Source organism: Halobiforma lacisalsi AJ5, assembly GCF_000226975.2.
Taxonomy (GTDB): Archaea; Halobacteriota; Halobacteria; order Halobacteriales; family Natrialbaceae; genus Natronobacterium; species Natronobacterium lacisalsi.
Window position 1 is genome coordinate 3,452,889 of record NZ_CP019285.1, and the last position, 22,952, is coordinate 3,475,840.

Annotated in this window: 14 protein-coding genes and 3 pseudogenes; 13 read left to right on the forward strand and 4 right to left on the reverse strand. The window is 65.3% G+C overall.

Going from position 1 to position 22,952, the window contains the following annotated elements; genetic code table 11:
- Nucleotides 1-84: 84 nt before the first annotated feature.
- Nucleotides 85-1,701, reverse strand: coding sequence for an alkaline phosphatase family protein (locus CHINAEXTREME_RS16700; RefSeq protein ID WP_007142965.1), 1,617 nt, complete (start codon nucleotides 1,699-1,701; stop codon nucleotides 85-87).
- A 324-nt stretch (nucleotides 1,702-2,025) separates the two neighbouring features.
- Nucleotides 2,026-3,036 carry a lipid II:glycine glycyltransferase FemX gene (locus CHINAEXTREME_RS16705; protein WP_007142966.1) on the reverse strand — a complete coding sequence of 337 codons (1,011 nt, stop codon included), beginning with the start codon at nucleotides 3,034-3,036 and terminating at the stop codon, nucleotides 2,026-2,028.
- Nucleotides 3,037-3,357: 321 nt separating this feature from the next.
- Here CHINAEXTREME_RS16705 and CHINAEXTREME_RS16715 point away from each other — a divergent pair, with 321 nt between their 5' ends.
- From CHINAEXTREME_RS16715 to CHINAEXTREME_RS16755, 9 genes and pseudogenes are all read left to right on the forward strand, one after another.
- The gene (locus CHINAEXTREME_RS16715) at nucleotides 3,358-4,407 is read left to right on the forward strand and encodes a DUF1616 domain-containing protein (RefSeq protein ID WP_007142967.1); all 1,050 of its coding nucleotides are present in this window, start codon (nucleotides 3,358-3,360) and stop codon (nucleotides 4,405-4,407) included.
- Between the two features lie 331 nt (nucleotides 4,408-4,738).
- Nucleotides 4,739-6,622 (forward strand): hypothetical protein, encoded by a 1,884-nt coding sequence (locus tag CHINAEXTREME_RS16720; protein ID WP_007142968.1) that lies wholly within the window; start codon nucleotides 4,739-4,741, stop codon nucleotides 6,620-6,622.
- A gap of 214 nt (nucleotides 6,623-6,836) precedes the next feature.
- A complete protein-coding gene (locus CHINAEXTREME_RS16725) occupies nucleotides 6,837-8,534 on the forward strand; it encodes an alkaline phosphatase family protein (protein WP_029601724.1) in 1,698 nt (565 codons plus the stop codon).
- Complete coding sequence (locus tag CHINAEXTREME_RS16730; RefSeq protein WP_007142970.1) at nucleotides 8,534-10,093, forward strand: flippase; 1,560 nt, start codon at nucleotides 8,534-8,536, stop codon at nucleotides 10,091-10,093. Before CHINAEXTREME_RS16725 ends, CHINAEXTREME_RS16730 begins: the two co-directional genes overlap by 1 nt.
- Before the next feature lie 314 nt (nucleotides 10,094-10,407).
- Nucleotides 10,408-12,081 (forward strand): hypothetical protein, encoded by a 1,674-nt coding sequence (locus CHINAEXTREME_RS16735; RefSeq protein WP_029601725.1) that lies wholly within the window; start codon nucleotides 10,408-10,410, stop codon nucleotides 12,079-12,081.
- Between the two features lie 200 nt (nucleotides 12,082-12,281).
- A complete protein-coding gene (locus CHINAEXTREME_RS16740) occupies nucleotides 12,282-12,437 on the forward strand; it encodes a DUF2080 family transposase-associated protein (protein WP_004056662.1) in 156 nt (51 codons plus the stop codon).
- Nucleotides 12,434-13,075: pseudogene (locus CHINAEXTREME_RS16745) on the forward strand (RNA-guided endonuclease TnpB family protein); the annotation flags it as partial. The gene CHINAEXTREME_RS16740 and the pseudogene CHINAEXTREME_RS16745, both read left to right, overlap by 4 nt.
- A 55-nt stretch (nucleotides 13,076-13,130) precedes the next feature.
- Nucleotides 13,131-13,780 (forward strand): annotated as a pseudogene (locus CHINAEXTREME_RS16750) (transposase); the annotation flags it as partial.
- Nucleotides 13,779-14,423, forward strand: a pseudogene (locus CHINAEXTREME_RS16755) (RNA-guided endonuclease TnpB family protein); the annotation flags it as partial. The pseudogenes CHINAEXTREME_RS16750 and CHINAEXTREME_RS16755, both read left to right, overlap by 2 nt.
- Before the next feature lie 126 nt (nucleotides 14,424-14,549).
- Here the strand turns inward: CHINAEXTREME_RS16755 and CHINAEXTREME_RS16760 are convergent.
- Complete coding sequence (locus CHINAEXTREME_RS16760; protein WP_007140937.1) at nucleotides 14,550-15,785, reverse strand: sulfatase; 1,236 nt, start codon at nucleotides 15,783-15,785, stop codon at nucleotides 14,550-14,552.
- A gap of 110 nt (nucleotides 15,786-15,895) precedes the next feature.
- Here CHINAEXTREME_RS16760 and CHINAEXTREME_RS16765 point away from each other — a divergent pair, with 110 nt between their 5' ends.
- On the forward strand, nucleotides 15,896-16,180 hold the full coding sequence (locus CHINAEXTREME_RS16765) for a hypothetical protein (RefSeq protein WP_007140936.1): 285 nt from the start codon (nucleotides 15,896-15,898) through the stop codon (nucleotides 16,178-16,180).
- Nucleotides 16,181-16,224: 44 nt separating this feature from the next.
- Here CHINAEXTREME_RS16765 and CHINAEXTREME_RS16770 read toward each other — a convergent pair whose 3' ends face one another.
- Nucleotides 16,225-17,442, reverse strand: a complete 1,218-nt coding sequence (locus CHINAEXTREME_RS16770; protein WP_029601760.1) for a carboxylate--amine ligase — start codon at nucleotides 17,440-17,442, stop codon at nucleotides 16,225-16,227.
- Nucleotides 17,443-18,003: 561 nt separating this feature from the next.
- Between CHINAEXTREME_RS16770 and CHINAEXTREME_RS16775 the strand changes: the two genes are divergently transcribed.
- The 3 genes from CHINAEXTREME_RS16775 (at nucleotide 18,004) to CHINAEXTREME_RS16785 (ending at nucleotide 22,942) form a co-directional block, all read left to right on the forward strand.
- Nucleotides 18,004-19,083, forward strand: a complete 1,080-nt coding sequence (locus CHINAEXTREME_RS16775) for a polysaccharide deacetylase family protein (RefSeq protein WP_007140934.1) — start codon at nucleotides 18,004-18,006, stop codon at nucleotides 19,081-19,083.
- 128 nt (nucleotides 19,084-19,211) lie between these two features.
- On the forward strand, nucleotides 19,212-20,855 hold the full coding sequence (locus tag CHINAEXTREME_RS16780; protein WP_076738757.1) for an alkaline phosphatase family protein: 1,644 nt from the start codon (nucleotides 19,212-19,214) through the stop codon (nucleotides 20,853-20,855).
- A 161-nt stretch (nucleotides 20,856-21,016) separates the two neighbouring features.
- A complete protein-coding gene (locus CHINAEXTREME_RS16785) occupies nucleotides 21,017-22,942 on the forward strand; it encodes a twin-arginine translocation signal domain-containing protein (protein WP_007140932.1) in 1,926 nt (641 codons plus the stop codon).
- Nucleotides 22,943-22,952: the final 10 nt, after the last annotated feature.

Genomic DNA, 22,952 nt, shown 5'->3' on the forward strand with positions numbered 1-22,952 from the left:
TGCCGTAAATCTGTGTTTCGCCCTCGCCTTTTCCGTGGCCGTCGTCCACGTCCACCCCTCGATCCCGCCGACCTCTCCCGACGCTTACTCGAGGTAGCCCAGGTCCGCCAGCCGATCCTCGACCGCGTCGTCGGCCGTCGCGACCGAGCGGTCGTCGTCGAGCCGGGGGTAACTGCGGTAGCCCGACGGGTCGACGCAGGGCAGCGGCGTGCCGTCCATCCGGTCGTCGATCGGCACGTCGAGCGTCGCCAGCACGGTCGGCGCGACGTCGAACAGGTGGGCGTCCCCGATCCCGGCCGCCTCGTCTACGTCCGCACCCCTCGCGGCGACGATCCCCTCGAGTTTGTGGTTCCAGGGCTCGGCGGGCGGACCGAACCAGTCGCCGCGCAGCGTCGCCGAGAGGAAGTGATCGAACTCGGCGGGAACGGCCACGACGTCGACGGCATCGTCCGTCTCGGGGCCGTGGAAGAACTCCTCCCTGGGTGCGACCGTCTCGAACACCCGCTCGCCCTCGGGGGTCCGCACCGACCGCAAGGCGTCGATGACCCGCGTCCGGACTGCCTCGTACTCCGCGGGCGGGACGACGCCGTCGGGCTCCCGCCCCTCGAGGTTGATGCGGACGCCGAGTTCGATTCGGGAACGAACGTACGCGCGCGAGGATTCGAAGTCGACCTGGGTCGCGCCGGCATTGACGAGCCCGGTCGGCGCGTAGCTCGCCACCACCTCCCCGAGCCCGAACCGGCGGAGAACGGCCCCGATGCGCTGGCTCGTCAGTCCCAGCCGGGCGGCCGACGCCATGGCGCGCTCGCCGAGCCCGGGATCTCGGTCGGTTCGATCCTCGCCCTGCTTGAGCGAGTCGTCGCGAACGGTCGCCCAGGTGGGCATCCCCGAGCCGCCGCGCTCGGTCTCGACGAGCCCCTCGTCGCGGAGGAACTCGTTGATACGGAACTCCTGGCCGTCGTAGGGTCCCATTCCGTGGTCGCTTGTGAGGATCACGTTGTCCGGGTCGTGTTCCTCGAGGATCGCTTCCACCTGGCGGTCGACCTCCCGGTAGATCTCGCGGATCGCCGCGTCGTTGTCGGGTTCCTTGTGGAAGATCGAGTCCGTGACCTGGAACTCGAGGAAGCCGAACTCCGGCTCGTACCGGTCGGCGAGGTAGCGAAACGCCTCGCCGCGCATTCGAGCGCAGTCGCTGTAGGTTTCGGCGCGGTCGCCGTCCTCGTCGGGGTAGACGCGGTACTCGCCGATCCCCTCGCGAACGTCGTCGAGCAACCCCTCGGGGTGACAGCCCGGGTCTTCCGGCGCGGTGTACCCCGGGATCAGCGCCCCGTCGAACTCGCGGGGTGGATGCGTGACGGGGACGTTGACGACGACGCTCGTGAGTCCACGATCGGAGAGCAGTTCCCACAGCGCCCGTTCGCGGACGTCGGTCGCGTTGACTACGTCCCAGTCGTAGCCATCGAAGGAGAGGAAGCCGTAGACGCCGTGTTTTCCGGGGTTTTTCCCGGTGTACAGCGACGGCCAGGCGCTGGCCGTCCACGGCGGGATCTGTGACTCGAGCGGGCCGCTCGCTACGTCGGGATCGTCGATCAGCGACTCGAGGGTCGGCACCTCGCCGTCGGCGACGAGCGGCTCGAGCACCCGTTCGCAGGCCGCGTCGATACCGACCAGCAGCGTCCGGAGCGAGGATCGGTCGTCCATCGAGGGAACGTCCGCGAGGATCCGCCTTGGTTATGGATGCGGTTACGCGCCGAATCCGTCGCTTTCGGCGGTTCGTCGGCGCTCGCGGGGCCCCTTTCGATCGGTTCCCGGCTCCGATACCGTGGTCGCGATCGGCCCCGTCGTTCGGGCGAGGAGAACCGACGGCTCGATGATCGACTCGATACCATGACGATCACTCGAAACGAATCGCTCGAGCGTCGACCATTCGTCGACCAGCTATCGATCAGCCGCCAACCAGCCGTCGGTCAGCCACCGACCAGCCATCGACCGATCGAACGAGAGTCCGTGAAAACGACCCAGCCGCTACTTCACCGAATCGTACAGCGACGCGATCCGTCGCATCCCCCAGGTCCCGTACTCGAGGCTGTAGTAGGTCCGCAGATCGGGGTTGAACTTCGCCTTGTACCGGTTGATCCGGCGGTTGTCCGCGCCGACGAGGTCGTAGCCGGCGAGGCCGCGCTCTATGCCGTCCTCCATGATGGCCCAGTCGAGCAGGTCGTTCGTCGGGAGGTCGACGTCGGCGTCCGTACGGACGCCGCCGAGCCATCGCCCCGTGGTGTCGCCGTATTCGACCGCGAGGATGCCGCCGACGAACTCGTCGTTTACCCGCAGCGTGTAGGGGCGGATCTCGCCGCCCTCGACCCGCTCGTGGAGATCCAGGACGAACGCCGCCGGCACGCGGAAGTCGATTCCCTGGGACTCGTAGCGGTTCCGGACCTGGTCCACGATCAGTTCGATTTCCTCGCGCCCGCCGACCGTGATCTCGTAGGCGTCCTCGTCCGCGTTGCGGACGTTGCTCCGCGCATCGCTGCTGAACGACCCGAGGAGGTCGTCGCGGTCGCGCTCGAGGTCGACGACGTAGGTGTACTCCGGCGACGCCTCGTACTCGTTCCACTCGAGCGGGCGAGCGTCCTCGAACGCCGTCGCCGTCCGGACGTGACTGTACTTCGGCGCGAGTTCCGACCGGATCCACTCCGCGCAGTCGTCGACGAACGCCTGTCTCCGACTCTCGCGCTTGCGCTGTTTCAGTTTCCCCATGTTCAGGAACGCGGGGCCGAGATAGGGAACCCGGAGGTGTGGCGGCGGGGAGAACGCCGTCGTGACGACCTTCTTGTCGATCTCGAAGACCGGAAAGAGGCCGACGGGTTCCTGTCCCTTGAACCCGATCAGCGGGTGTACGGTTGCGCCCGCGTACTCGGCCTGGATCTCGAGGGCCTCGAGTTCGTGCCAGAACCGGCCCTGCGGGGAGCGCTCGACGTAGCCGTTCCAGCGATCCCGGTCCTCCTCGGTCGCGAGGCGGACGTTGACGCTCATTCGTTCCCTCCCCGGTCGACCGCCGTCTCGCGCCCGCGTTGGACCGCGTGCGATCGGAGTTCCGTACCGCCCGCTCGTCGATGCTGGTTCATAGAGACGACCTCGAGACGAGGGCACTTTGTAAGCGCCCGATTTCCGCCGTCGTCCGGGGAGCGGTCGCTCCGCTGCGTGTGGACGGGCGACGGGACGACAGTTTCGCGGTTCCACAACGCTAACGCGGGGGTGTGTCCGACCATCGTTCGGAGCGCCGAACGGTCGTCGATCCCTGACAGTCGGTTATGCGACCAGTAACAATGCCCGAACCGGTCGACGCGTCGATGGATGAAGGAACGTCTGATTCGAACGGTACGACCGCTCGGCGTCGGCCGCAGGCCGTTCGCGGGAGTCCCGACCGACCTGGTCGGGCTGACCGGATTCGCCCTCGCAGCGGCCACGCTCCTTGCGGTCGTCGACGTCTCGTCGCCGGTCCTCCGCGCCGCGGTCGGAGCCCCGCTGCTCTTTCTCGCACCGGGGTACGCCGTCGTCTCGACCCTGTTCCCCCGTGCTCGAGGGGCTGGAGTCGACACCGGGACCGACACCGACGGCGGCGACGGCTCGCTAATCGGCCAGACCGAGTCCCCGACTGACGCCGAACGCGCCGCGCTCGCGTTCGGGCTGAGTTTCGCGGTGCTGCCGCTGCTCGGCCTGGGAATCGCCGCCCTCTCCTGGCGGTTCGAGACGACGACGATCGTCGGCACCGTCACTGGATTCGTCCTGGTCACGACCGCGTTCGCCGCCATCCGTCGGATTCGCGTCTCCCCGCGGGACCGGTACTGCCTCGGACTCGATGGCAAGCTCCGACGGCTCCGCGCGGCGATCTTCGGGAGTCGATCGCTGACTGCGACCGCGATCAACCTCGTCCTGGTCGTCAGCGTACTCCTCGCGCTCACGTCCGTCGGGTACGGACTCGCAGCGCCACAGGACGGGGAGCGATACACCGATCTCCGCCTGCTCACCGAGGACGAGTCCGGCGAGTACGTGGTCGGCGATCACGCCGATAGCGTCGAACCCGGCGAGTCGATCCCGGTCACGATCGCCGTCGAGAACCAGGAAGGCGAATCGATGGAGTACACCGTCGTTGTCCAGGAACAGTGGGTCGATGGGGACGGCACCGTTCTCGAGCGCAACGAGCTCCGCCGGGTCGACTACAGCGTGGCCGACGGCGCGACTGCCCGCGGCGACCGCGAGGTGACGCCCGAAGCCGAGGCGGGCGAGGTCCGGATCGCCGTCATGCTGTTCGCCGGCGACGTGCCGGAGGACCCGACGACCGACGACGCCTACCGGCACGCCCACTTCTGGGTCGAGATCGAGGACGATCCCGAGGTCGAGTAACGAGCGACGATCGGCGACCCGACGCTCGAGGTCACCTTTCTTCGAAGCGTTCGTTTTCGCAGGTGCCTCCCTCCTTCCTCCGCATGTCCGTCGTCGGTTTCCCGTCGCAGTCTCCGATCGGAGAGAGGCCGATCGTTCGGTCCCGCTCGAGCGGCTATGCTCCGTTACGGGCCCGCCCGGAGACCAGCGACCGCGGACCGGTCTCCCGCCCATTCGACGGGCGCTCGACGGTCCTGCTGGTCCGATCGAGGTTCGGGCGGTAGCCTCCATCACACGTCCGGAATGCGGAGAATAACAAGGGCTACGACGGGACAACGACGGAGCAATTCGAATGTCTCCCCACACAGTCGCCAACGCGGAACCGTTCAGGAAACTCGCCCTCGCGATCGGGTTTCTGGCCCTCGCCGGCAGCGCCTTCCTGGCTCGTTCTGCCCCGGCGACGGGGTACGAACTGTCGATCTTCACCTCGACCCCGCCGCTGGTCTGGGCCGGCCTCCTGCTGGCGGCGGCGATCGCCCTGACCGTCGCGTTCGTCCCGCCGGGCGGAAGCGAGAACCGGACCGACGACTCGAGGGGCCGAACCGGAACGGGAACGAGAACGAGAACGAGGACCAGACCCGTCGCCCTGCTGCTCGGCGGGCTCTCGATGGCCCTCTTTGCCGGCTTGCCGATCGTCCGCGGCTACCGCTTCTTCGGCCGTCACGATTCCCTGACCCACCTCGGCTGGGCCCGGGCCATCAGCGAAGGGACGATCGTTCCGTTCGACCTCTACTACCCCGGGATTCACACCGTGACCGTGCTCACCAGTTCCGTCCTCGGGACGCCGCTGGCACGCTCGATGCTCTACGTGGTGTTGCTCGCGGTGCTCGTGTTCTGTACGTTCGTCCCGCTGTGCGTCGGCACGATCGTCGAGGACCGGCGAGCGGTCACGATCGCGACGTTCGCCGGTTTCCTCCTCCTGCCGGTGACGACCATCTCGATGTACATGTCCGCCCACGCGATGTCGCAGGCGGTCATGTTCTCGGCGCTGTTTTTCTACCTGTTGATCCGGTACGTCCGTGCCGACCGGACGACCGCGACGGTCTCGGCGACCGGCACGCTCCTTGCACTGGCCGCGGTCGCGACCGTCGTCTACCACCCACAGCTGGTGGCCCACCTGATCGTCGCCCTGGCGGGGATCGCCCTCGTTCAGTTCCTCGCACGCCGCGTCGCGAGCGACGGGCGCGTCGCCGGCCAGTCGACCGTCTACGGCCACACGCTCCTGTTGATCGCGCTCTTTCTCGTCTGGACGTCGAACCACGGTTTCTTCAGCGGGATGGCCGGGCACTACCTCGGCGCTGCCGTCGAGTTCCTCCTCGAGGGCCGTGGCGGTGCCGACACCGTCGCGGCACAGGGCGCGTCGCTGTCCGCGATCGGCGGGAGCCTGACGGAGGTGTTCGTCAAGCTGTTTCTCGCACAGCTCGTGTTCACGCTGCTGGCCGCCGCGCTGGTGACGGGGATCGTGATCTCGCGGTCCTCGCTGCTGCGGCGGGTCCGACCGGAGACGACGTACTTCACCGTCGCCCTGCTCGGGCTGGGACCGCTGTTCCTGATCTACTTCGTCGCCCCCGACTCGACGATGCACTTCCGCGTGTTCGGACTGATGATGGTCTTCGTCACGGTTCTGGGCTCGATCGCGCTGTTCGGGCTCTACGCGTGGGCGACCGACTCGAGAGGGCCCCGCTCGAGGATGAGCGTGCGGCTGCCGGGTGGTCGACCGCTGTTCGCGGTCGGGTTCGCGCTGTTGCTCGTGCTCTCGCTTGCGGCCGTCTTCCCCTCGCCGTACACGTACAACGCGTCGCCACACGTCAGCGAGGCGGAGATGGGCGGCTACGAGGCTGCGTTCGACGAGAGCGTCGAGGACGTGCCGTTCGTCGGGCTCCGGAACGGTCCGAACCGATACGACGACGCGATCAACGGAAACGAGGATCGGATGCGGCTTCACGAGGGGCCTCCCGAGGGCGGACTCGGCTCGAATCTCGCGGAGCAGTACGACGAGAATCGGTACCTCGTCCTCACCAGGTCCGACTACGAGCGGGAGACAGTCGCCTACCGGGAACTCCGGCACACGGAGAGCGAACTCGATGCGGTCGACTCTCAGCCGGGGGTCGATCGACTCCGGTCGAACGGCGAGTTCCACCTCTACTGGATCGACGGCGGCGACAGTCCCGCCTGATCGGCTCGCCACACCGCGGGGCGGCCGGGTTTTGGAGCTACTACTGTCCCGAAACCGCGCGATAACAAAGCACGCGACGACGGTCCGTTCGAGTAATGAATCGGCCGAACGACCCGACTCGAAAGCGACGTGTCGACCACGACGGTGACGGTATCGACCCGGCCCCGAGTCACGCTCCGATCGTCTCTGCAACCTCGTGGAGGGGGCGGGAACGATGAAGACGGTCGTCATCGGACTCGATGCGCTCGATTTCCGCTACGTGGACCGGTTCGCCGACGCCACCCCCAACCTCCAGCGGCTCCGGGAACGCGGCCTCGAGGCGCGCCTCGAGTCGACCCACCCGCCGTGGACGGGCAGCGCCTGGCCCTCGATGTACACCGGCACGGATCCGAGCCACCACGGGGTCTACGGGTTCTTCGCCTACGACGGCTACCCCGACGAGGCGCAACTCGTCTCCCGCAGCGACGTTCGCCGACCCGCGCTCTGGGATTACCTCTCTCACTCCCGGGACGGCGGTCGATCGATCGTCATGAACGTCCCCGTGACCCATCCCGCCGAGCCGATCGAGGGCGCGCTCGTGCCCGGTTACCTCGCCGTCGAGGACGACCCGGGCCATCCGGAGGGGATCCGCGACGAGCTGTCGGCAGCGATCGGCGAGGAGTACACCATCTACTCACGAGCGGAAGTCAGCGACGACAAAGACGAGAAGTTCGAGGGCTACCTCGACCTGATCGAACAACGTCGACGCGCGGCGGTCGAACTGGTCGAGCGCGAGGAGTGGGAACTCGCCGTCCTACAGGTTCAGAAGACCGACGCCGTCTTCCACAACTTCGAGCGAGACGAGGCGTTTCGACGGATCTACGCGGCCGCGGACCGGCTGGTCGGCGACGTGCTCGAGGCGGTCGACGACGACGCGGTCAACGTCGTCGTCTGCTCGGATCACGGGATCGGTCCCGTCACCGGCTACAACGTTCACGTCAACGAAGTCCTCCGGGATCACGGCTTCGTCGAGACGACCGACGAGACGGATCGACCGACCATCGGGACGGAGAAGGCATCGCTGGTCGAGGGTAACGGCTCCGGCGGTCCGGGCCCGAGCCAGGGTCCGGGGCCGGCCGACGATAGAGCCGAAACGGCACGGAACGGCGGCAACGGGTCCTCGCCCCTCCTCGAGGGGACCGTCCGTGCCGGCCAACGCCTCGCCTCACGCGTCGGCGTCGAACCGGCCGACGTCTACGCCGCCGCCGAGCGCGTCGGCCTCGAGTCGACCCTGCTCCGGTTGGCCCCCGACGACGTCAAATCGGCCGCCACCGAGAGCGTCGACTGGCGCAACTCCCGGGCGTACTGCGCGGACGGCACCCGGATGGGCGTCCGGATCAACGTCGCCGGCCGGGACTCCCAGGGCGTCGTCCCACAGTCGGCCTACGAGTCGACCAGGGACGAGATCATCGAGATACTTGGCGACCTCGAGACGCCCGACGGCGAGCCGGTCTTCGAGTACGTCTGCCGGCGCGAGGAGCTCTACGACGGCCCCTACGTCGACCGGGCGCCGGACGTCTGCTTCCTCCCGACCGACATGAACCACCTCGTCTCGAGTACCCTCTACGGGCGGCGGTTCGTGAGCGTCGACACGTACAACCACAAGCGCGACGGCGTGTTCATCGGTGCCGGACCCGCCTTCTCAGCTTCCGGACCGGATCGGTTCTCGCTCACCGACGTCGCCCCGATCGCGATGGCGCTACTCGACCGTCCGGTCCCCGAACGGATGACGGGGTCGGTACCGCCCGGCGTCCTCTCGGCAGACGTCCGCCGAAGTGACTACGGCGACATCCCCTACGGGCGGACGACCGTCGAGCCGACCGCCGACGACGGCGAAGTGACCGAACGACTCGAGGACCTCGGGTACCTCTGATGGCCGACCAGGCGCGCGAACTCTCCGCGTTGCTCTCGAGTGCGGCGATCGTGATGGTCGGCGGCATCATGGGCTCGGCCGCCAAGTTGGCCGAACGGATCGTCATCGGTCGCTTGCTCTCGCCGGATGCCTACGGCGAGGTCAGCGTCGGACTCGCGCTGTTGACCGTCTCCGTGACGATCGCACTGGCGGGCTGTACCCAGGGCGTTTCCCGGTTCATTCCGCGGTACGACTCGACGTCCGACAAGCGCGGCGTCTGGGTGAGCGGACTGCTCGTTGCGATTCCGCTGTCGGTCGCGTTCGGGACCGCAATGTTCCTCTTCGCGGAGACGCTCGCGGATCGACTGTTCGAAACCGGAGAGGCGGTGACGTTCGTCCGCCTGCTCGCGGTCTCGCTCCCGTTCGTCGCGGGCTTTCGGATCGCGGTCGCGGGGATTCGTGGCCACGAGAACACGGTCTATCGGACCGTCGTCCGCGACGTGCTCGATCCCGGCCTGCGGATCGGGCTGATCGCCGCACTGTTGCTGGCCGGCTTCGGAATCGCAGCCGCGGGCGTCGCCTATCTCCTCGCGTCCGTCATCGCGCTGGTCGTCGCCCACGTTCTGCTCGGACGGCTCATGCCGCTGGTCGGGGACGTGAGGACGCACGTGCCCGAACTCGTCCGGTTCTCCGCGCCGCTCGTGGTCTCGACCGTCGTGAGCATCCTCCTTACCCGGACGGACACCCTGATGCTCGGCTACTTCCGCAGTTCCTACGAGGTCGGCATGTACGACGCGGCCTACCCGATCGCGGGCGGGTTACTCGTCGTCCTCTCGGCCTTCGGGTTCCTCTATCTCCCGATCGCCTCGCGACTCGACGCGGAAGGCGACCGCGAGGCCGTCGACGACATCTACGCGACGACGACGAAATGGGTTTACGTCGTTACCTTCCCGGCGTTCCTGCTGTTCGTCGTGTTTCCGGAGGACGTCATCGGGTTGTTCTTCGGGCCCGAATACGCGGACGCGGCGACCGTCCTGCCCGTTCTCGCGGCTGGCTTCTTCTTCAGCGCCGCTGCCGGACGCGACCGGGAGACGCTGTCGGCACTCGGCGCGACCTCCTGGATCGCCGTCGGCAACGTCGCCGCACTGGCGCTTAACGTCTTGATCAACCTGATCGTCATCCCGCGCTACGGATTCCTCGGCGCTGGGTTCGCCTCGGTCACATCGCTGATCTCGCTGCATCTCGTGATCTGTACGGTCCTTGCGGTCCAGTACGGGATTACGCCGTTTTCACCCGCCGCGAACCGGACGTATCTCTCGCTTCCCGCGGTCTTGCTCCCGGTCGCGTACGTGCTGGCACCGGCGATCTCGATCTCCGTGCTGACGATCGGTCCGTTCCTGGTCGTCGCCGGCCTCACGTCGTTGTGCGTCGTCGCCGTCGCCGGCGGCCTCGAGGCCAACGACGCGGTCGTCGTCGACGTCCTCGAGGACACGGTCGGCGTCTCGCTTCCGTTCGTCCGACGGTGGCTCCCCAACGGGGAGAGCGACGAGGCGATCTCCGACGCGAGTTCCCCGAACTAGCTCGTTCCGGGGAGTAATCCGGTATTTATTCGGGGCCGTTCCGCCCACAGTCCTTGCTCTCGGCGAAAGCGACGTGGGTCCTGTTACCGAACGGGCTGGTTGACTCCTCTCGAGTGCGCTGCTGAAACGGTTCGTATCCGGTCGTGACTCGTGGTCTCCCCCGGTCCCGGCGCAGACACCTCATGGAATATTTAACAATATGGCACTTTATTCATTATTCCATGAATGTATCCTCATGAATTGATGAATACTTAATCGAATGTGACCTACTGGAAGATAAAACTTATATCGTTATGATTCAGTTAACCGGACGCATGGCACGCGACTTTGCGGAACTGGATGACGGCAAAGCGTCCGATAGAGCGCCTACAGACGGCGGAAAAGGCAGTAATAGCTCATTACTCGGTCGTCGATCGTACATGAAGGTGGCCGGGGGCGTTGCGGCAGCGTCGGTCGCTGCTGGCAACGCGGCCGCAGCTGGCGGCAACGAGGAGTACGACGTGATCGAACTCGGGCCAGGTGAGACGCGAACGAAAACGCTGAGCGACGGTGAAACGTTCGAGAACGTCCTGATCGACATCACGGCTGACAACGCGTCGTTCAACATCAACGCGATGGCCGACGACTGGACGATCCGAAACGTCGGTCTCCGCGGGAACTGGGACAGTTTCGAGAAGAACCAGGTGATCGCCTGCCGAGTCAACAGCCCCGATGCCGAGGGACACATCGAGAACTTCTATTTCATGGGCAACGAGAACGACAACACGTACCCCGGGATCACCGGTATCTTCGTCTCTCCGCGCCACCGCGGCACGCTGCACATCGATCGGGTCAACATTCAGAACTGTCCCGACAACGCGATCTACGCCAGCGCACCGGGGAACCCCGATCACCACTCGATCCCTGGGGGTAACGGTGACGTCCACATCAGCAACTCCTTCGCCGCCGACTGTCAGGCCTCGAACTTCCGGCTCGGCACCGACGGCTCGACCCTGAAGAACTGCGTCGCCGTCGGCGGCGACCGCGGCTTCTGGGGCTTCTACAACAACCCGACGCTGATCGACTGCGACCTCTCCGGTGCGCGGGCCGGACGCGACATCCAGGCCGGCGCGGGCTGGGAGACGGGTGCGGAAGTGACCGTCGAAAACTGCCGGTTCGACGATGCTCGCGTGCGCAAATCGTCGCTCAACGCGATCCACGGCGAATCCGTCGGCTCGCCACAGCGCTTCGAGCCATCGGACGTCGCGGGCGTTCCGCTCAGTGCGGAGGACGCCGCCTCGGGCTCGGGCTCTACCCCCGACCCGTCGCCGCCCGAAGAGCCCGACGACGAGGACCGGTCCATCGACGACGTCTGGCGCGACGACGCCGCCAACCACCTCGAGCTCGAGGCCGGTTCGGGAAGCCAGGCCGTCGAGTACCGCATTTCCGGGCTCGGTAGCGCCGAAACGGGCGAGTACGCGAACACGAACCCCGACGATCCGTACCGGGACGGTATCACGTCCGACGGCGACGAATTCGAGATCGCGGGCTATCTCGGCGGCTACGTCGACGACTTCCACGTCGACGGGGCGATCACCGCCGTCGAATCGGACGCGACCGTTACCGCCGTCGTCAACGGCCAGGAGTTCGATCTGAGCGCGCTGGAGGGTGTCGGCTCGTGGGACGAGGACGAAACCGACGGGAGCGAGGACGACGAGGGCGATGACACCGAGGGAAGCGACGACCCCGACCGTCTCCCCCACGCCCTCGTGATCGACGGCCGCGAAGCGTCCGAACCGAGCACGTACTCGTTCACGGTCGACGGATCGGTCACGAAAGCCGAACGGATGGGTGCCTCGATCGACGACGAGGACGAGATCGAGGACGGGACGGTTCGCGGTGCCGTCGGCAACTGGCTCGACGCGTACTGGTTCGAAGGTGACATCACGGACTTCCGCCTGCTCGGTGACGCACAGGTTCACCTCGAGTACGACGCTCGAGACGAGTGATTCCTCCCGTACCGAACGACTCGAACCTGAACTGACCTGACGTAATCTCACCTGACGGCCCCGCGTTCGTCTCGTTCATCACGTTCGTCTACATTTGTTAGCAAGGGCGAGTGCCCCGCGCCACCGTGCGTGGGGGTGAAGCCCGACACTATCCCCGACTAACCACCACGTTTAAGTATATCCAAAGGATATACGTAGGTATGTCGAATCGCTTTGAAATCGACGGCGAGGAAGTTCTGGACGGTGAGGTCAAGCCGTTCGGGAACAGCGCCCACGTCACCGTCCCGAAACGCTGGCGTGGCGCAGACGTGAAAGTCGTCCGCACCTCAGAACCGACCGAACAAGACGAAGAATGACCGACGTACAGGCTCTCGTCAAGACGCTTGACTTCCAGCTCGACATCCAGAGTGACAACGAGAGCCTGCTGTACGACGCCTGCCTCGAAGCGCGGTCAGCGTACAACGAAACCATTCGCCTCGCCAAAGAAGGCGTGGACTGGGATGCAATCCCCGACCGCGTGGCTGACGACGCAAGTCTCGTGAAGAACACGACTCAGCGTGTCGTCGCCAAAGCACTCGGGGCGATGGAAAACTACCACGAGTACGACGACTTCGGCCAGCCGAGCCACACCAAGGACGGTGCGTACCCGCTCCGAGCAAACTACGAGGAAGGGTACAACCTGTCGACCACCGACGACGGTGACGTGGCGTTCCGAATCAGCGCGAAACCCTACAAGCACGTCAAGGGCGTTCTCGAAGGAGACGACGCCCACCTCGACATTCTCAAGACCGCACTCACGAGTGATGAGTGGAAGATTGGGACGGCAGAAGCCCTGTTCCACGACGACAATCCCGAGTTGCACGTCAACGTCATCAACACTGAGCAGACCGTCCGAGACAAGCAGGACTCACGGACGGTTGTCGGGATGGACGTGAACGAGGACAACGTAGCACTCACCGCGCTCTCAGCGGATGGAGTGGAGGATTCATTGGTCGCTCATCCCGACCAGTCGTAACTTCCAGTAGCGAGGAGTTCGTTGGTTGCTGTTGATGGACAGGGACTCGGTAGAAGTGTTCCTTCCCAATCCGGACGACTGCTACGAGCGACTCCGTCGCGCCCGATTCGGCGCGACGGTGTCGTGTGTCTACTGCGGGGAGAGCAACCCAGTCATCAAGAAGGGGACGACGGGGAAAGGCGCTCAACAGTACCGTTGCAAGGGGTGTGAGACATATTTCAACGACCTCACGAATTCGGTCTTCGAGCATCGGAAGTTCCCCATCGAGGAGATGTTCTACATGATCAAGGAGATGCGATCTGTGCCGACGACACAGATCGCATCGGACTTGGAGCGGGACTACGAGGCGGTGTTGAACTTCCGCCATGATCTCCAAGAGATGTGCGGTGAACTGGACGACCTGACGCTTTCAGAGGTGTGTGAAGCTGATGAGATCTACGTGACAGCAGGCGAGAAAGGGATTGAGAAGAAAGAGGAGAGTCCGCGCAAGCGCGGACTCAAAAAAAGGGGCGAGGAAGCTTCGAGTCGGACAAACCGCCGGTCGTGACACTCGTCCGTCGGAGCGACGGACGAGTTGAATTTCTGGTTCGAGAGAATCTCGAAGATGTCGACGAGGAGATTGCCGACCGAGGCGATGAGACGGTGATTCTCTGTACCGACGACTACACGATCTACGATGACATCATTGGTTATCGACTTTCCCGAAATCAAGTTCGAGCGTCACCGCTACTTCACGATGCGGAAGCGCGTGCAGAACACGGGGAAGGAGAGTATCCACGACGCGCTCGAAGGGCGTGAGGAACGGTTCGTCCGTGACCGGCTCCACAAGGTGTCTCGACACATCGTGGAGTGGGGTCAGCGGTTCGAGAAGCCGTGCATTGTCTTTGAAGACCTCAAAGAGATGCGCGACAGTATCGACTACGGCACGCGGATGAATCGGCGCTTGCACCACCTCCCGTTCCGCGCCCTTCAGTTCTATACGTCGTACAAGGCTGCGTTCGAGGGAATCCCGACTAGGTGGATTGACCCGTACAAGACGAGTCAACGGTGTCCGCTGTGCGGGCACGCCGAGCGTGCGAATCGGAACAAGAAGCGGTTCAAGTGCCGATCGTGTTCCCACCAAGACCACAGTGACCGTGGTGCAAGCGTCAACATCGCCGTGAAAGGCATCGAGAAGCATCAGGATTGGAATGTGCCTGCTCTCAACAACCTCCCCACTGTTCGGAAGGTGCGACGGCAGGCATCGGGGGCCGTGGACGCCCCGACCGTGACCCACGACACTGTCCGAGGCTATCAGACCGATGGTGTCGCGGGAGTGTCTGACTAATCCACGGGAAGCCACGGGCCACCGTGCCCGTGGCTGTTCACTGGCGCGAAAACGGCCGTCTCGAGCCCGGTTCCGTACCGGCGATTCCTGTGGCCCGGGTACCCGGGCGGGAACTGACCGACGGAGTTACAGCGCTTCGATGCGGCTGACGTCCGCCGCAGCCTCGTGTATGCGTGTTCTCTCGCGTTCCCACTCGAGGTGTTCGTCGACGAGTTCCCGTCCGATCCGCTCGAGTTCCGGTATCGACCGTTCCTCCCAGGAGTCGTCGTGCCTGACTTCGACCTTTTCTCCCGACTCCCGCCACTCGTATCGCCAGCGGGTTCCGCGTACGGCGACGGCCGGATCGTAGTTCCGACCCCGAACCGTCGGCTCGAGGACGTGTTCGTAGGAGCCATCGGTCGCCAGCGCCGTCAGCAACTCCGGCATCCGCCGCAGCGACACGGGACGTTCGACGTTCGCCGACGGGCCGTTTGCGACGACGAACGGGACGTGCAGGGCGGTCTCCGAGACCTTCGATCCGTGTCCGTAGACGCCGTTCTCGCCGAACTCCTCGCCGTGATCGCCGACGACCGCGATCAGGGGGTCGCCGTCGACGTCGTCGACGAACTGCTCGAGGAACGCGTCCGTGTACCGGATCGAATCGTCGTAGGTGCGGACGAGGACGTCGTGAAACGGCGACTGGAGCGGCAGATCGAGGTTCTCGAGGAACAGCGATCCGTTCGCCGGATACGTCAACAGCCGCGAGTGAGTCCGATACTCGTCCGGCGGGAGGTAGGGCATGTGGACGTCGACGAGGAAGATCCACAGGAAATACGGGGACTCGACGTCCTCGACCCACTCGAGGATCCCCTCGTAGAGCCGCTCCCACGACATGAACATGTTCTGATCCTGCCACCAGTTGAGGATCGGTGCGACGACCAGGTTCGCGACGCCGCCGTTCCGGCGGTCGTCCATCAACTCGCTCGTAGCGTTCTCGTCCATCGTATCGACGAAGTGATCGAAGTCCCGATCGAAGTCGAAGTACCGGGACGTCCAGGGGTTGGCAGTGAAGCCGGCCGTCTCGTAGCCCAGTTCGCGGAACCGCTCCGGGAGCGTGTGTCGCGTCCACATATGTCGCTGGATGTCCGGCATGACCTCGTCGGCGTCCCACTCGCGGTCCGGGTTCGGGTAGTGCCCCGTGAACATGGTCGTCACGGAGCTGTTCGTCTCAGGAGCGGGAGCGATGGCGTTCTCGAACACGAGCCCCTCCTCGGCGAGATCGTCGAGCGTCGGCGTAACGTCCTCGTCGTACCCCATGAAGCCACAGTGGTCGGCCCGGAGACTGTCGACGGTTATCAGTACCACGTCCTCGCTGTCGGTCATCGGGCTGTGAAATTCGTTACAGCGGATTTAGTTATAGGACGGCTGTCAGGCCGTCGGCCGATAGAAGCGAACACATAACAATTCGATTGACACTCATAGAGGGGAGTACGATGGGCCGAAACGACGCGGACCGAACGTCATCGTACGTCACGTCGACGACGGTCGAACTACCGACGACGGTCGTAGAGGGCATCGAATCGCGACTCGACCACAGCGAGTTCGACACCGTCGACGAGTACGCCGCGTATGCACTCGAGGAGGTCCTCGCTCGCCTCGACGAGCCGATCGACGGCGGTGACGAGGGTGTGAACGCGGACGCGGACGCGGACGCGGGTGACACCGTCGAGAAAGCCGATGTCGAAGCGCGGCTGAAATCGCTTGGATATCTGGACTGAACTCGTCGACCACACGTAGAGAGTACGAAAAACGAAACGATCGGCTACTTGTACGCGTCGTAGGCGTCGAGCATGTCGCGGACGAACGGCCGCATGTCCGTGACGCTCGCGCAGTCGAACCGGGGATGTTCGACGATCGAGTGGGCGATCTCGCCGACCGCCGACCAGAAGGACGGTTTCTCGGCCAGTTCGACGTCATCGACGAGGATCGACCGTAGATACAGGAGTTCGCCACGCAACAGGTGGCCGGCCAGCCCCGCCTCGTACTCGTGGTCGATCTCCTCTCGTTTCCCGTTCGCGAGCTGCCAGTAGTAGTAGGGGAAATCCGCGCCCGCCTGGACGGAGAACGGGAGCGACGACCAGAACCGCGGGTTGATCTCCATGAGTTTGAACTCTCCCGTCTCGTCGTCCCGCAGGAACTCGACCATCGCCAGTCCGTGCCACTCGAGGTGGTCCAGCAGGTCCCGGCCCGCTTCCTCGAGGGCCGGGATTCGGACCGACTCCCGGAACGAACTCGCACCGCCGGCGTAACTGTAGCCCCGGAGCTGTCGGTGCTGGAAGGTCGCCACCGGCTCCCCGTGGTCGTACAGCGCGAAGAACCCGTACTCCTCGGTCGTGGGAACGTACTCCTGGAGCAGGGGGACGTGGTTCATCTCCTGCCGGAGGCGGTCGACGTCAGGTTCGACGCCCGATGGGAGGTACTCGGTCTTGGGCGGATCGAGGTACTCCGCCGGCGTACAGCGGTCGACGTACTCGTCGACGAGGATCGAGTACCGTGCCTTGACGATCCACTCGCGGTCCCAGTCCCAGTCGTCAGTCGAGTCCAGTAACGCGGTGTCGGGGACGGAGACACCGGCGGTCTCCGCGGCGTCGAACAACTGCACCCGGTCCTGGACGGCCGCGAGCGTCTCGAGGTCGGGCCACGGTGTGCTCACGTAGCCGTCGAACTCGTCTTTGTACTTCGCCAGCACGTAGACATCGACGTCCCGCACCGGAATGATCGTCCGCACGTCGGGCCGCATCGCGACCGACAGCAGTGCGTCCTTGTACGCGATCAGGTTCTCGTGGGGGGACGGCACCGGGACCGTCTCGTCGCAGTACCTCGAGCGGGTCGCAGGAATCCCGTCGCGTTCGGCCAGCGCGATCGTTCGCACGTCGGTGCCGTCCCGCCCTCCGAGCGATCGGAAACACGCGAGGGTGCTCGGAGCCGTGATCGCGGGCACCGCGACCGAGGAGTCGGCCCAGTCGTCCGCAACGGCCATCGGTTCGCCGTCCGCGTCGATCGTTCCCTCGCCGGCTTTAGCCATCGAGACCACCTTCGACTCCGGTGCCGTGTTGCGTCCGAACGGAGGCCGCCCCGGCGACTCGCGGTCCCATCCGAGACGAACCATCCGCTCGAGGCCGGCGCGATCCCGCGTCGTCGTCGATCATGACAGGTCATATCGGATTCTGAACGTTAGTTAACAACGGAGTAACCCGTCGTCGCCGGCTGCCGCTCGGTCCGGACCGCAAATCGGGCTGGGACGAGCGTTTTTGGAGTCCGCGGTAGGAACCGCCTAGACGAAACGGCCCGAGTAACTGTATTCATACTTAACAAATCAACCTCTGTAACAGGAGGTACCGATCCGAGCGCCGTACCGAAGACCGAACTACTATGACGCGCATCGATCGAACGGCGGCGACGATGACCGGCGGCCGACGGCGACGGGGCTTCTTCTTTCCCGTCGCCGCGAACCGAACCGAACCGAGCAGCGGTCGCGAAACCGGCACTGGAGCCGGAACCGTCACACGCCCGGCCGATTTCGGCCGGAGGGAACCGTAGTATGGGGCGTGTCGTCCTCTCCATCGACGCCGAACTCGCGTGGGGGTTCCACGACCTCGAGGACCCACCCCAGCGACGGATCGACCGCGCCCGACTCGGGTGGCGGCGGCTGGTCGAGTGGCTGGACGCCTACGAGGTGCCGGCCACCTGGGCCGTGGTCGGCCACCTCTTCCTCGAGGACTGTGATGGGCACCACTCGTCCCACCCGGCGGCCGACGATGGCTGGTTCGCCCCGGATCCCGGCGGAACCGGCGCGGACTGCGACCGCTGGTTCGGCCCCGACCTGATCGACCGCATCGAGGACGCCGACGTCGACCACGAGATCGGTTGTCACTCCTTCTCGCACGTCCTGTTCGACGGCGAGACGACGGACCGTGCGGTCGCCGCGGCCGAACTCGAGGCCTGTCGCGAGGTCGCCCGGGATCGAGGGATCGACCTCGAGTCGTTCGTGTTCCCGCGCAACGTCGTCGGGCACCGTGACGTCCTCGTAGAGTACGACGTCACCTGCTACCGCGGACGGGGTCCCTCGCGGTGGTACGATCGGCCGTGGCTGTACCCCGTCGGCAAGTTCGCCAGCTACTCCGTCGGCCGGACGCCGCCCCCGCTGGTCGAGCCGACGGTCGACGAGGGCGGGCTCGTCGACGTTCCCGGCTCGCTGTGTCTATTCTCCTTCGAGGGGATGGCCCGATCGCTCGTCGAGCCGATCGCCGGGGACCCCGTCGTCCGGAAAGCGAAACGCGGGATCGACGCGGCGGCCGCGGCAAACGGCGACGAGATCTGTCACCTCTGGCTCCACCCCAACGACCTCACGACGCCCCGTAACGTCCGGCGGCTCCGGCGAATCCTCGAGTACCTCGACCAGCGTCGCCGGGAGACCGACCTACGTGTCGAGACGATGGCCGAGGTCGCGAGGAACGTACTGGACGCGCCGGCGGAACCGGCGACCGAACGGGATCTCGGAGAACGCGGGTTCGAGCTGGAACCGGAGCCGGAGCCGGACCCCGAAGCGCCGCTGGTTCGCTCCGATCGCGGGCAGAGCGACGCCGACGCGCCTGTTGCCTCGGAGCTACGGAACCGGTAGTCAGTCCGATCTCGGAGGAGCGAGGAGCGAGGAGCGGGTGGGTTCGTCCCGTTACTCCCTTGCTGTGAGCGGTAACCCCGGCCATAACAATCAGTGCTCCCGGTGGGGTGACGAACGAACCCGCCTCTATGACTCGAACTGGAACTGGAAACGGAACTGGAAACGGTACTGGAGCGCGAACTCGAGCCAGCGATACGGACCGCGCCTTCGTCCTCGGCATCGACGGCGTCCCCTGGAACCTCTTGCGGGACTGGATCGACGCCGGCGAACTCCCCTCGTTCCGTCGCCTCCGAGACGAGGGCGTCGCCGCGCCGCTCGAGAGCACGACGCCGCCGACGACGCCCGCCGCCTGGCCGACGATCGCGACCGGTGCACGGCCGGACAACCACGGCATCTACGGCTTCCAGCGCGTCGAGGGCGACTACACCCAGCAGATGAACACGAGCGCCGACCGGGAGCAACCGGCGCTGTGGGACCTGCTCTCGCCGGCCGTCGTCGGCAACGTCCCGATGACCTATCCCGCAAGCGAAATCGACGGGAAGATGGTCGCGGGGATGATGTCCCCCGCGACCAACGAGCGGTTCGCTCACCCCGACGGCCTCGCCGACGAGATCGACGACGAGATTCCCGACTACCGGATCGGGCTCAACTGGTACGACTACGCCGGCGAGGAAGCCCGGTTCCGTGACGACCTGAACTCCCTGGTCGCGGCGCGTCGTGCCCTCATGGACCGCCTCATGGACGTCGACGATTGGCGGCTCTTCTTCTTCGTGTTCACCGCGCCCGACCGCCTCCAGCATCTCATCTGGGACGAGAACGTCATCCTCGAGCACTACACACTGCTCGACGACATCCTCGGGGACGTCCTCGAGTACGCCGACGAACACGACGCCAACCTCTTCGTGGCCTCCGACCACGGTTTCGGCCCGATCTCGACGTTCGTCAACCTGAACGCGGTCCTCGAGCGGGAGGGGTTCCTCTCGCGGAAGGACCGCAGCGCGGCCGGCAGCTCGCTGGCCAGCCTCGGCGTGACGAAGTCGAACGTCCTCGGCGCCCTGAAACGGGTCGGGATCGACGAAAAACGGTTCATCCAGTCGCTTCCCAAGGGACTGGTCGACGGCGTCGCCGAGCAGGTACCCGGCGACCACGGGCTGTACGACGTCGACTTCGACGACACGATCGCGTTCGCACACGGTCCGAGCTACGTCTACGTCAACGACACCGAGCGGTTCGCGGAGGGAACCGTCGCGCCCGCCAACGTGGACTCGGTCAAGCGCGAACTTCGAGACGCCTTCGAGGAGGTCACCGATCCCGAAACCGGCGAGCAGGTCCTGTCGATTTACGACGGCGACGACGCCTTCCCCGACGACGAGGCCTCGCCGGACCTGATCCTCGTCGGCGAGGACGGCTACGAGGAGAAGACGCGGCTCGCCGACGACGTCTTCGAATCCGCCGGGAAGAAGGCCGCGAGCCACCGCAGCGAGGGCGTGTTCTTCGCCCGCGGGCCGACGATCGACGGCTCGAGCGAGGCGGGGGGGCCCCCCGACCTCTCGGTTGCGGACGTGGCTCCGACGCTGCTGCACAGCATCGGCGAGCCGATCCCAGCCGGGGTCGACGGCGACGTGCGGACCGAGTTGCTCGAGACCGACACGGATCCGACGGTCCGGAACGTGGGGACGCAGGCGGCCACCGGTGCTGGTGGAGACGGGAGCGAAGACGAGGACTTCGACGACGTCGAGGAACGCCTGAAAGGCCTCGGATATATGGGGTGAGTCCGTCCGAGCGGCGCCAGCTACTCGAGCGAGCGTCCGGCAGTCGTTGGAGATCGCTGTTGGGTTTGTACGGTGACCCGGTCGGGAAACCGGTCGCGACAGTACCGGAATTTGAAACGCGGCACAAGCTTCCTATGCCATAGTGATGTACCGCTGGCATAATGGTCAACCGGGAGTTTTCGAGACGAAGGTGGCTGAAATTAGCCGCGGTCGGTGGCGGTGTCGCGACGCTTGCGGGCTGTAGCGATTCCGACCCGAGTGAAGCGCCGGCAGATAGGCCTCAGTCCGACGCTGACGGGGCAGCCTCGATCCCCGCACTCCGCCTGGAGACCGCCGGGTTCGCCTCTGCTCGGCAGTTCGAGAACGGCAACTACGAGCGTATACACGCCTCTCGAAAGCGACGGGCCATCGAGACGCTGCTCGCCGATCCGGAGGTCAACGACCTCGTTACCGACTGGATCGGCAGCTTCGAGGCCTACGAGGTTCTCACGAATCACCTGGAAACGATCAGTATTCAGGGGCCGACCTCGCTGCGTATCGACGAACAGGGGTTCCCCGACGGCGACGAGGCCGAATTCGAGGTGACGGCGGAGAATCGCCGAACCGTCTACGGACTCGTCGATCGCTATCGCGACGAGCTCGTCGCCCTCGAGATCACCGAGCCCCAGGACGTGACGTGGACGGTAACGCAGAATCCCGCCCAGATGGAGATCGGGCAGCTGATTCATCGAACCGAGACGGTCCAGGACGCCTTCGGGGATATGACCGACCGGGAGTGGTATCCGTCCTGGAAGGGTGCAGCGGGCGGGTACGCTGGAATCGGCCAGGCGGATCTCCGCCACGGGGAGGGGTCGACTGCAGTCATGCACGTGAAAGACGACGGTGATCTCCGGGTTATCAGCGCGCTCATCGACGGTTCGGAGCCGGGAAATCCCGACCTCGTCGACGTTGCCGTCGTCGATCACGCGGTAGAGTATCCCCTCTACCGGCTGGCCGAGACGATCGAGCCGCGCTCGGAATCGATGCTGGCGGCCCTTCCCGACGTCCCGACGGAACAACGACCCTACTATACGGCCAACGATGGCTACCACCGGATCGAACCGCCGGCGGAGTCCTTCGAGCAGGACGGGTGGACCATCGAGTGGGAGCAATCCGCAGTTCACGGCGCGACCGTTTCCGCTGCTTACAACGATAGCCCCGTTTTCGAGGCGATGGACTCCCCGATTACCTACACGGGCTACTACCTGCCGCCACGGGAGGGCCGGAACACTCGCGAGTGGTACTTCCCGGACGACGATACCGTCTTCAGCGGCGACCTCCTCTTCTGGGACGTCCACAGCTCGGTCACCGGCGGCCCGGGACTCCTCGGCAAACTCGACTTCCCGGCCCGCGAGGGCGTCCCGAACGGGTTCCAGTTGAAGAGCCACTATCACTCAAGCGCGATCGGACGGGAGAGCATCGACTTTCACTCCGGCGTCCGGTTTGGCCCCTACAATTACGACATCGCCTACGAATTCTACGAGGACGGCGTACTGACGCCGGTCTTCCGTCGGGCCGGCCCAGGATTTATGACTCATTTCATGCAGAAGCTCGAGGAAAACGCCGATAGCTACGGCGAGAACGGCACCTACGAGGAGCCGGTCGTTCCCCACTACATCTCCACCCAGGCCATCGACATCACTCCCGGGACGGAAGACGGCACGGCGGTGGAACTGTTCGACGGCGACGAGTGGACGACGCCCGAATCGGAGTTTTACCTCGAGGGCGAACCGGGGACGATCGCCAGATTCAGCAACCCCGACGGGACGGAAACCGTCGACGTTCCGCTCGACGAAACGCTGGAACTCGTCGTCGTTCGTCGGGATAGTGACGAGATTGGACCGGGCGAGTATCCGGCCCATCGCCTGTACGACGAGGACGCGGTCTCCGAACTGTATCATCCGGCACAGTACGTCGACGAACAGCCGATCCAGGGGGAGCGGCTCATCGTCTGGCTACTTATGCTCGGGTCGACGAACCAGCTGCCGTACCCGGCAGGAGTGACCAACTTCGTCACGACTGCGCGGCTAACGCTGTCCGGGTACTGATCGCACACCG

Excerpts from the sequence above, each read along its gene's own strand:
- CHINAEXTREME_RS16775 (WP_007140934.1), top strand. The coding sequence starts at position 18,004 with ATGGGGCGTGTCGTCCTCTCCATCGACGCCGAACTCGCGTGGGGGTTC.
- CHINAEXTREME_RS16730 (WP_007142970.1), top strand. The coding sequence starts at position 8,534 with ATGGCCGACCAGGCGCGCGAACTCTCCGCGTTGCTCTCGAGTGCGGCG.
- CHINAEXTREME_RS16740 (WP_004056662.1), top strand. The coding sequence starts at position 12,282 with ATGTCGAATCGCTTTGAAATCGACGGCGAGGAAGTTCTGGACGGTGAG.
- CHINAEXTREME_RS16770 (WP_029601760.1), bottom strand. The coding sequence starts at position 17,442 with ATGGCCGTTGCGGACGACTGGGCCGACTCCTCGGTCGCGGTGCCCGCG.
- CHINAEXTREME_RS16720 (WP_007142968.1), top strand. The coding sequence starts at position 4,739 with ATGTCTCCCCACACAGTCGCCAACGCGGAACCGTTCAGGAAACTCGCC.
- CHINAEXTREME_RS16735 (WP_029601725.1), top strand. The coding sequence starts at position 10,408 with ATGGCACGCGACTTTGCGGAACTGGATGACGGCAAAGCGTCCGATAGA.
- CHINAEXTREME_RS16705 (WP_007142966.1), bottom strand. The coding sequence starts at position 3,036 with ATGAGCGTCAACGTCCGCCTCGCGACCGAGGAGGACCGGGATCGCTGG.
- CHINAEXTREME_RS16700 (WP_007142965.1), bottom strand. The coding sequence starts at position 1,701 with ATGGACGACCGATCCTCGCTCCGGACGCTGCTGGTCGGTATCGACGCG.
- CHINAEXTREME_RS16725 (WP_029601724.1), top strand. The coding sequence starts at position 6,837 with ATGAAGACGGTCGTCATCGGACTCGATGCGCTCGATTTCCGCTACGTG.
- CHINAEXTREME_RS16785 (WP_007140932.1), top strand. The coding sequence starts at position 21,017 with ATGGTCAACCGGGAGTTTTCGAGACGAAGGTGGCTGAAATTAGCCGCG.
- CHINAEXTREME_RS16780 (WP_076738757.1), top strand. The coding sequence starts at position 19,212 with ATGACTCGAACTGGAACTGGAAACGGAACTGGAAACGGTACTGGAGCG.
- CHINAEXTREME_RS16760 (WP_007140937.1), bottom strand. The coding sequence starts at position 15,785 with ATGACCGACAGCGAGGACGTGGTACTGATAACCGTCGACAGTCTCCGG.
- CHINAEXTREME_RS16765 (WP_007140936.1), top strand. The coding sequence starts at position 15,896 with ATGGGCCGAAACGACGCGGACCGAACGTCATCGTACGTCACGTCGACG.
- CHINAEXTREME_RS16715 (WP_007142967.1), top strand. The coding sequence starts at position 3,358 with ATGAAGGAACGTCTGATTCGAACGGTACGACCGCTCGGCGTCGGCCGC.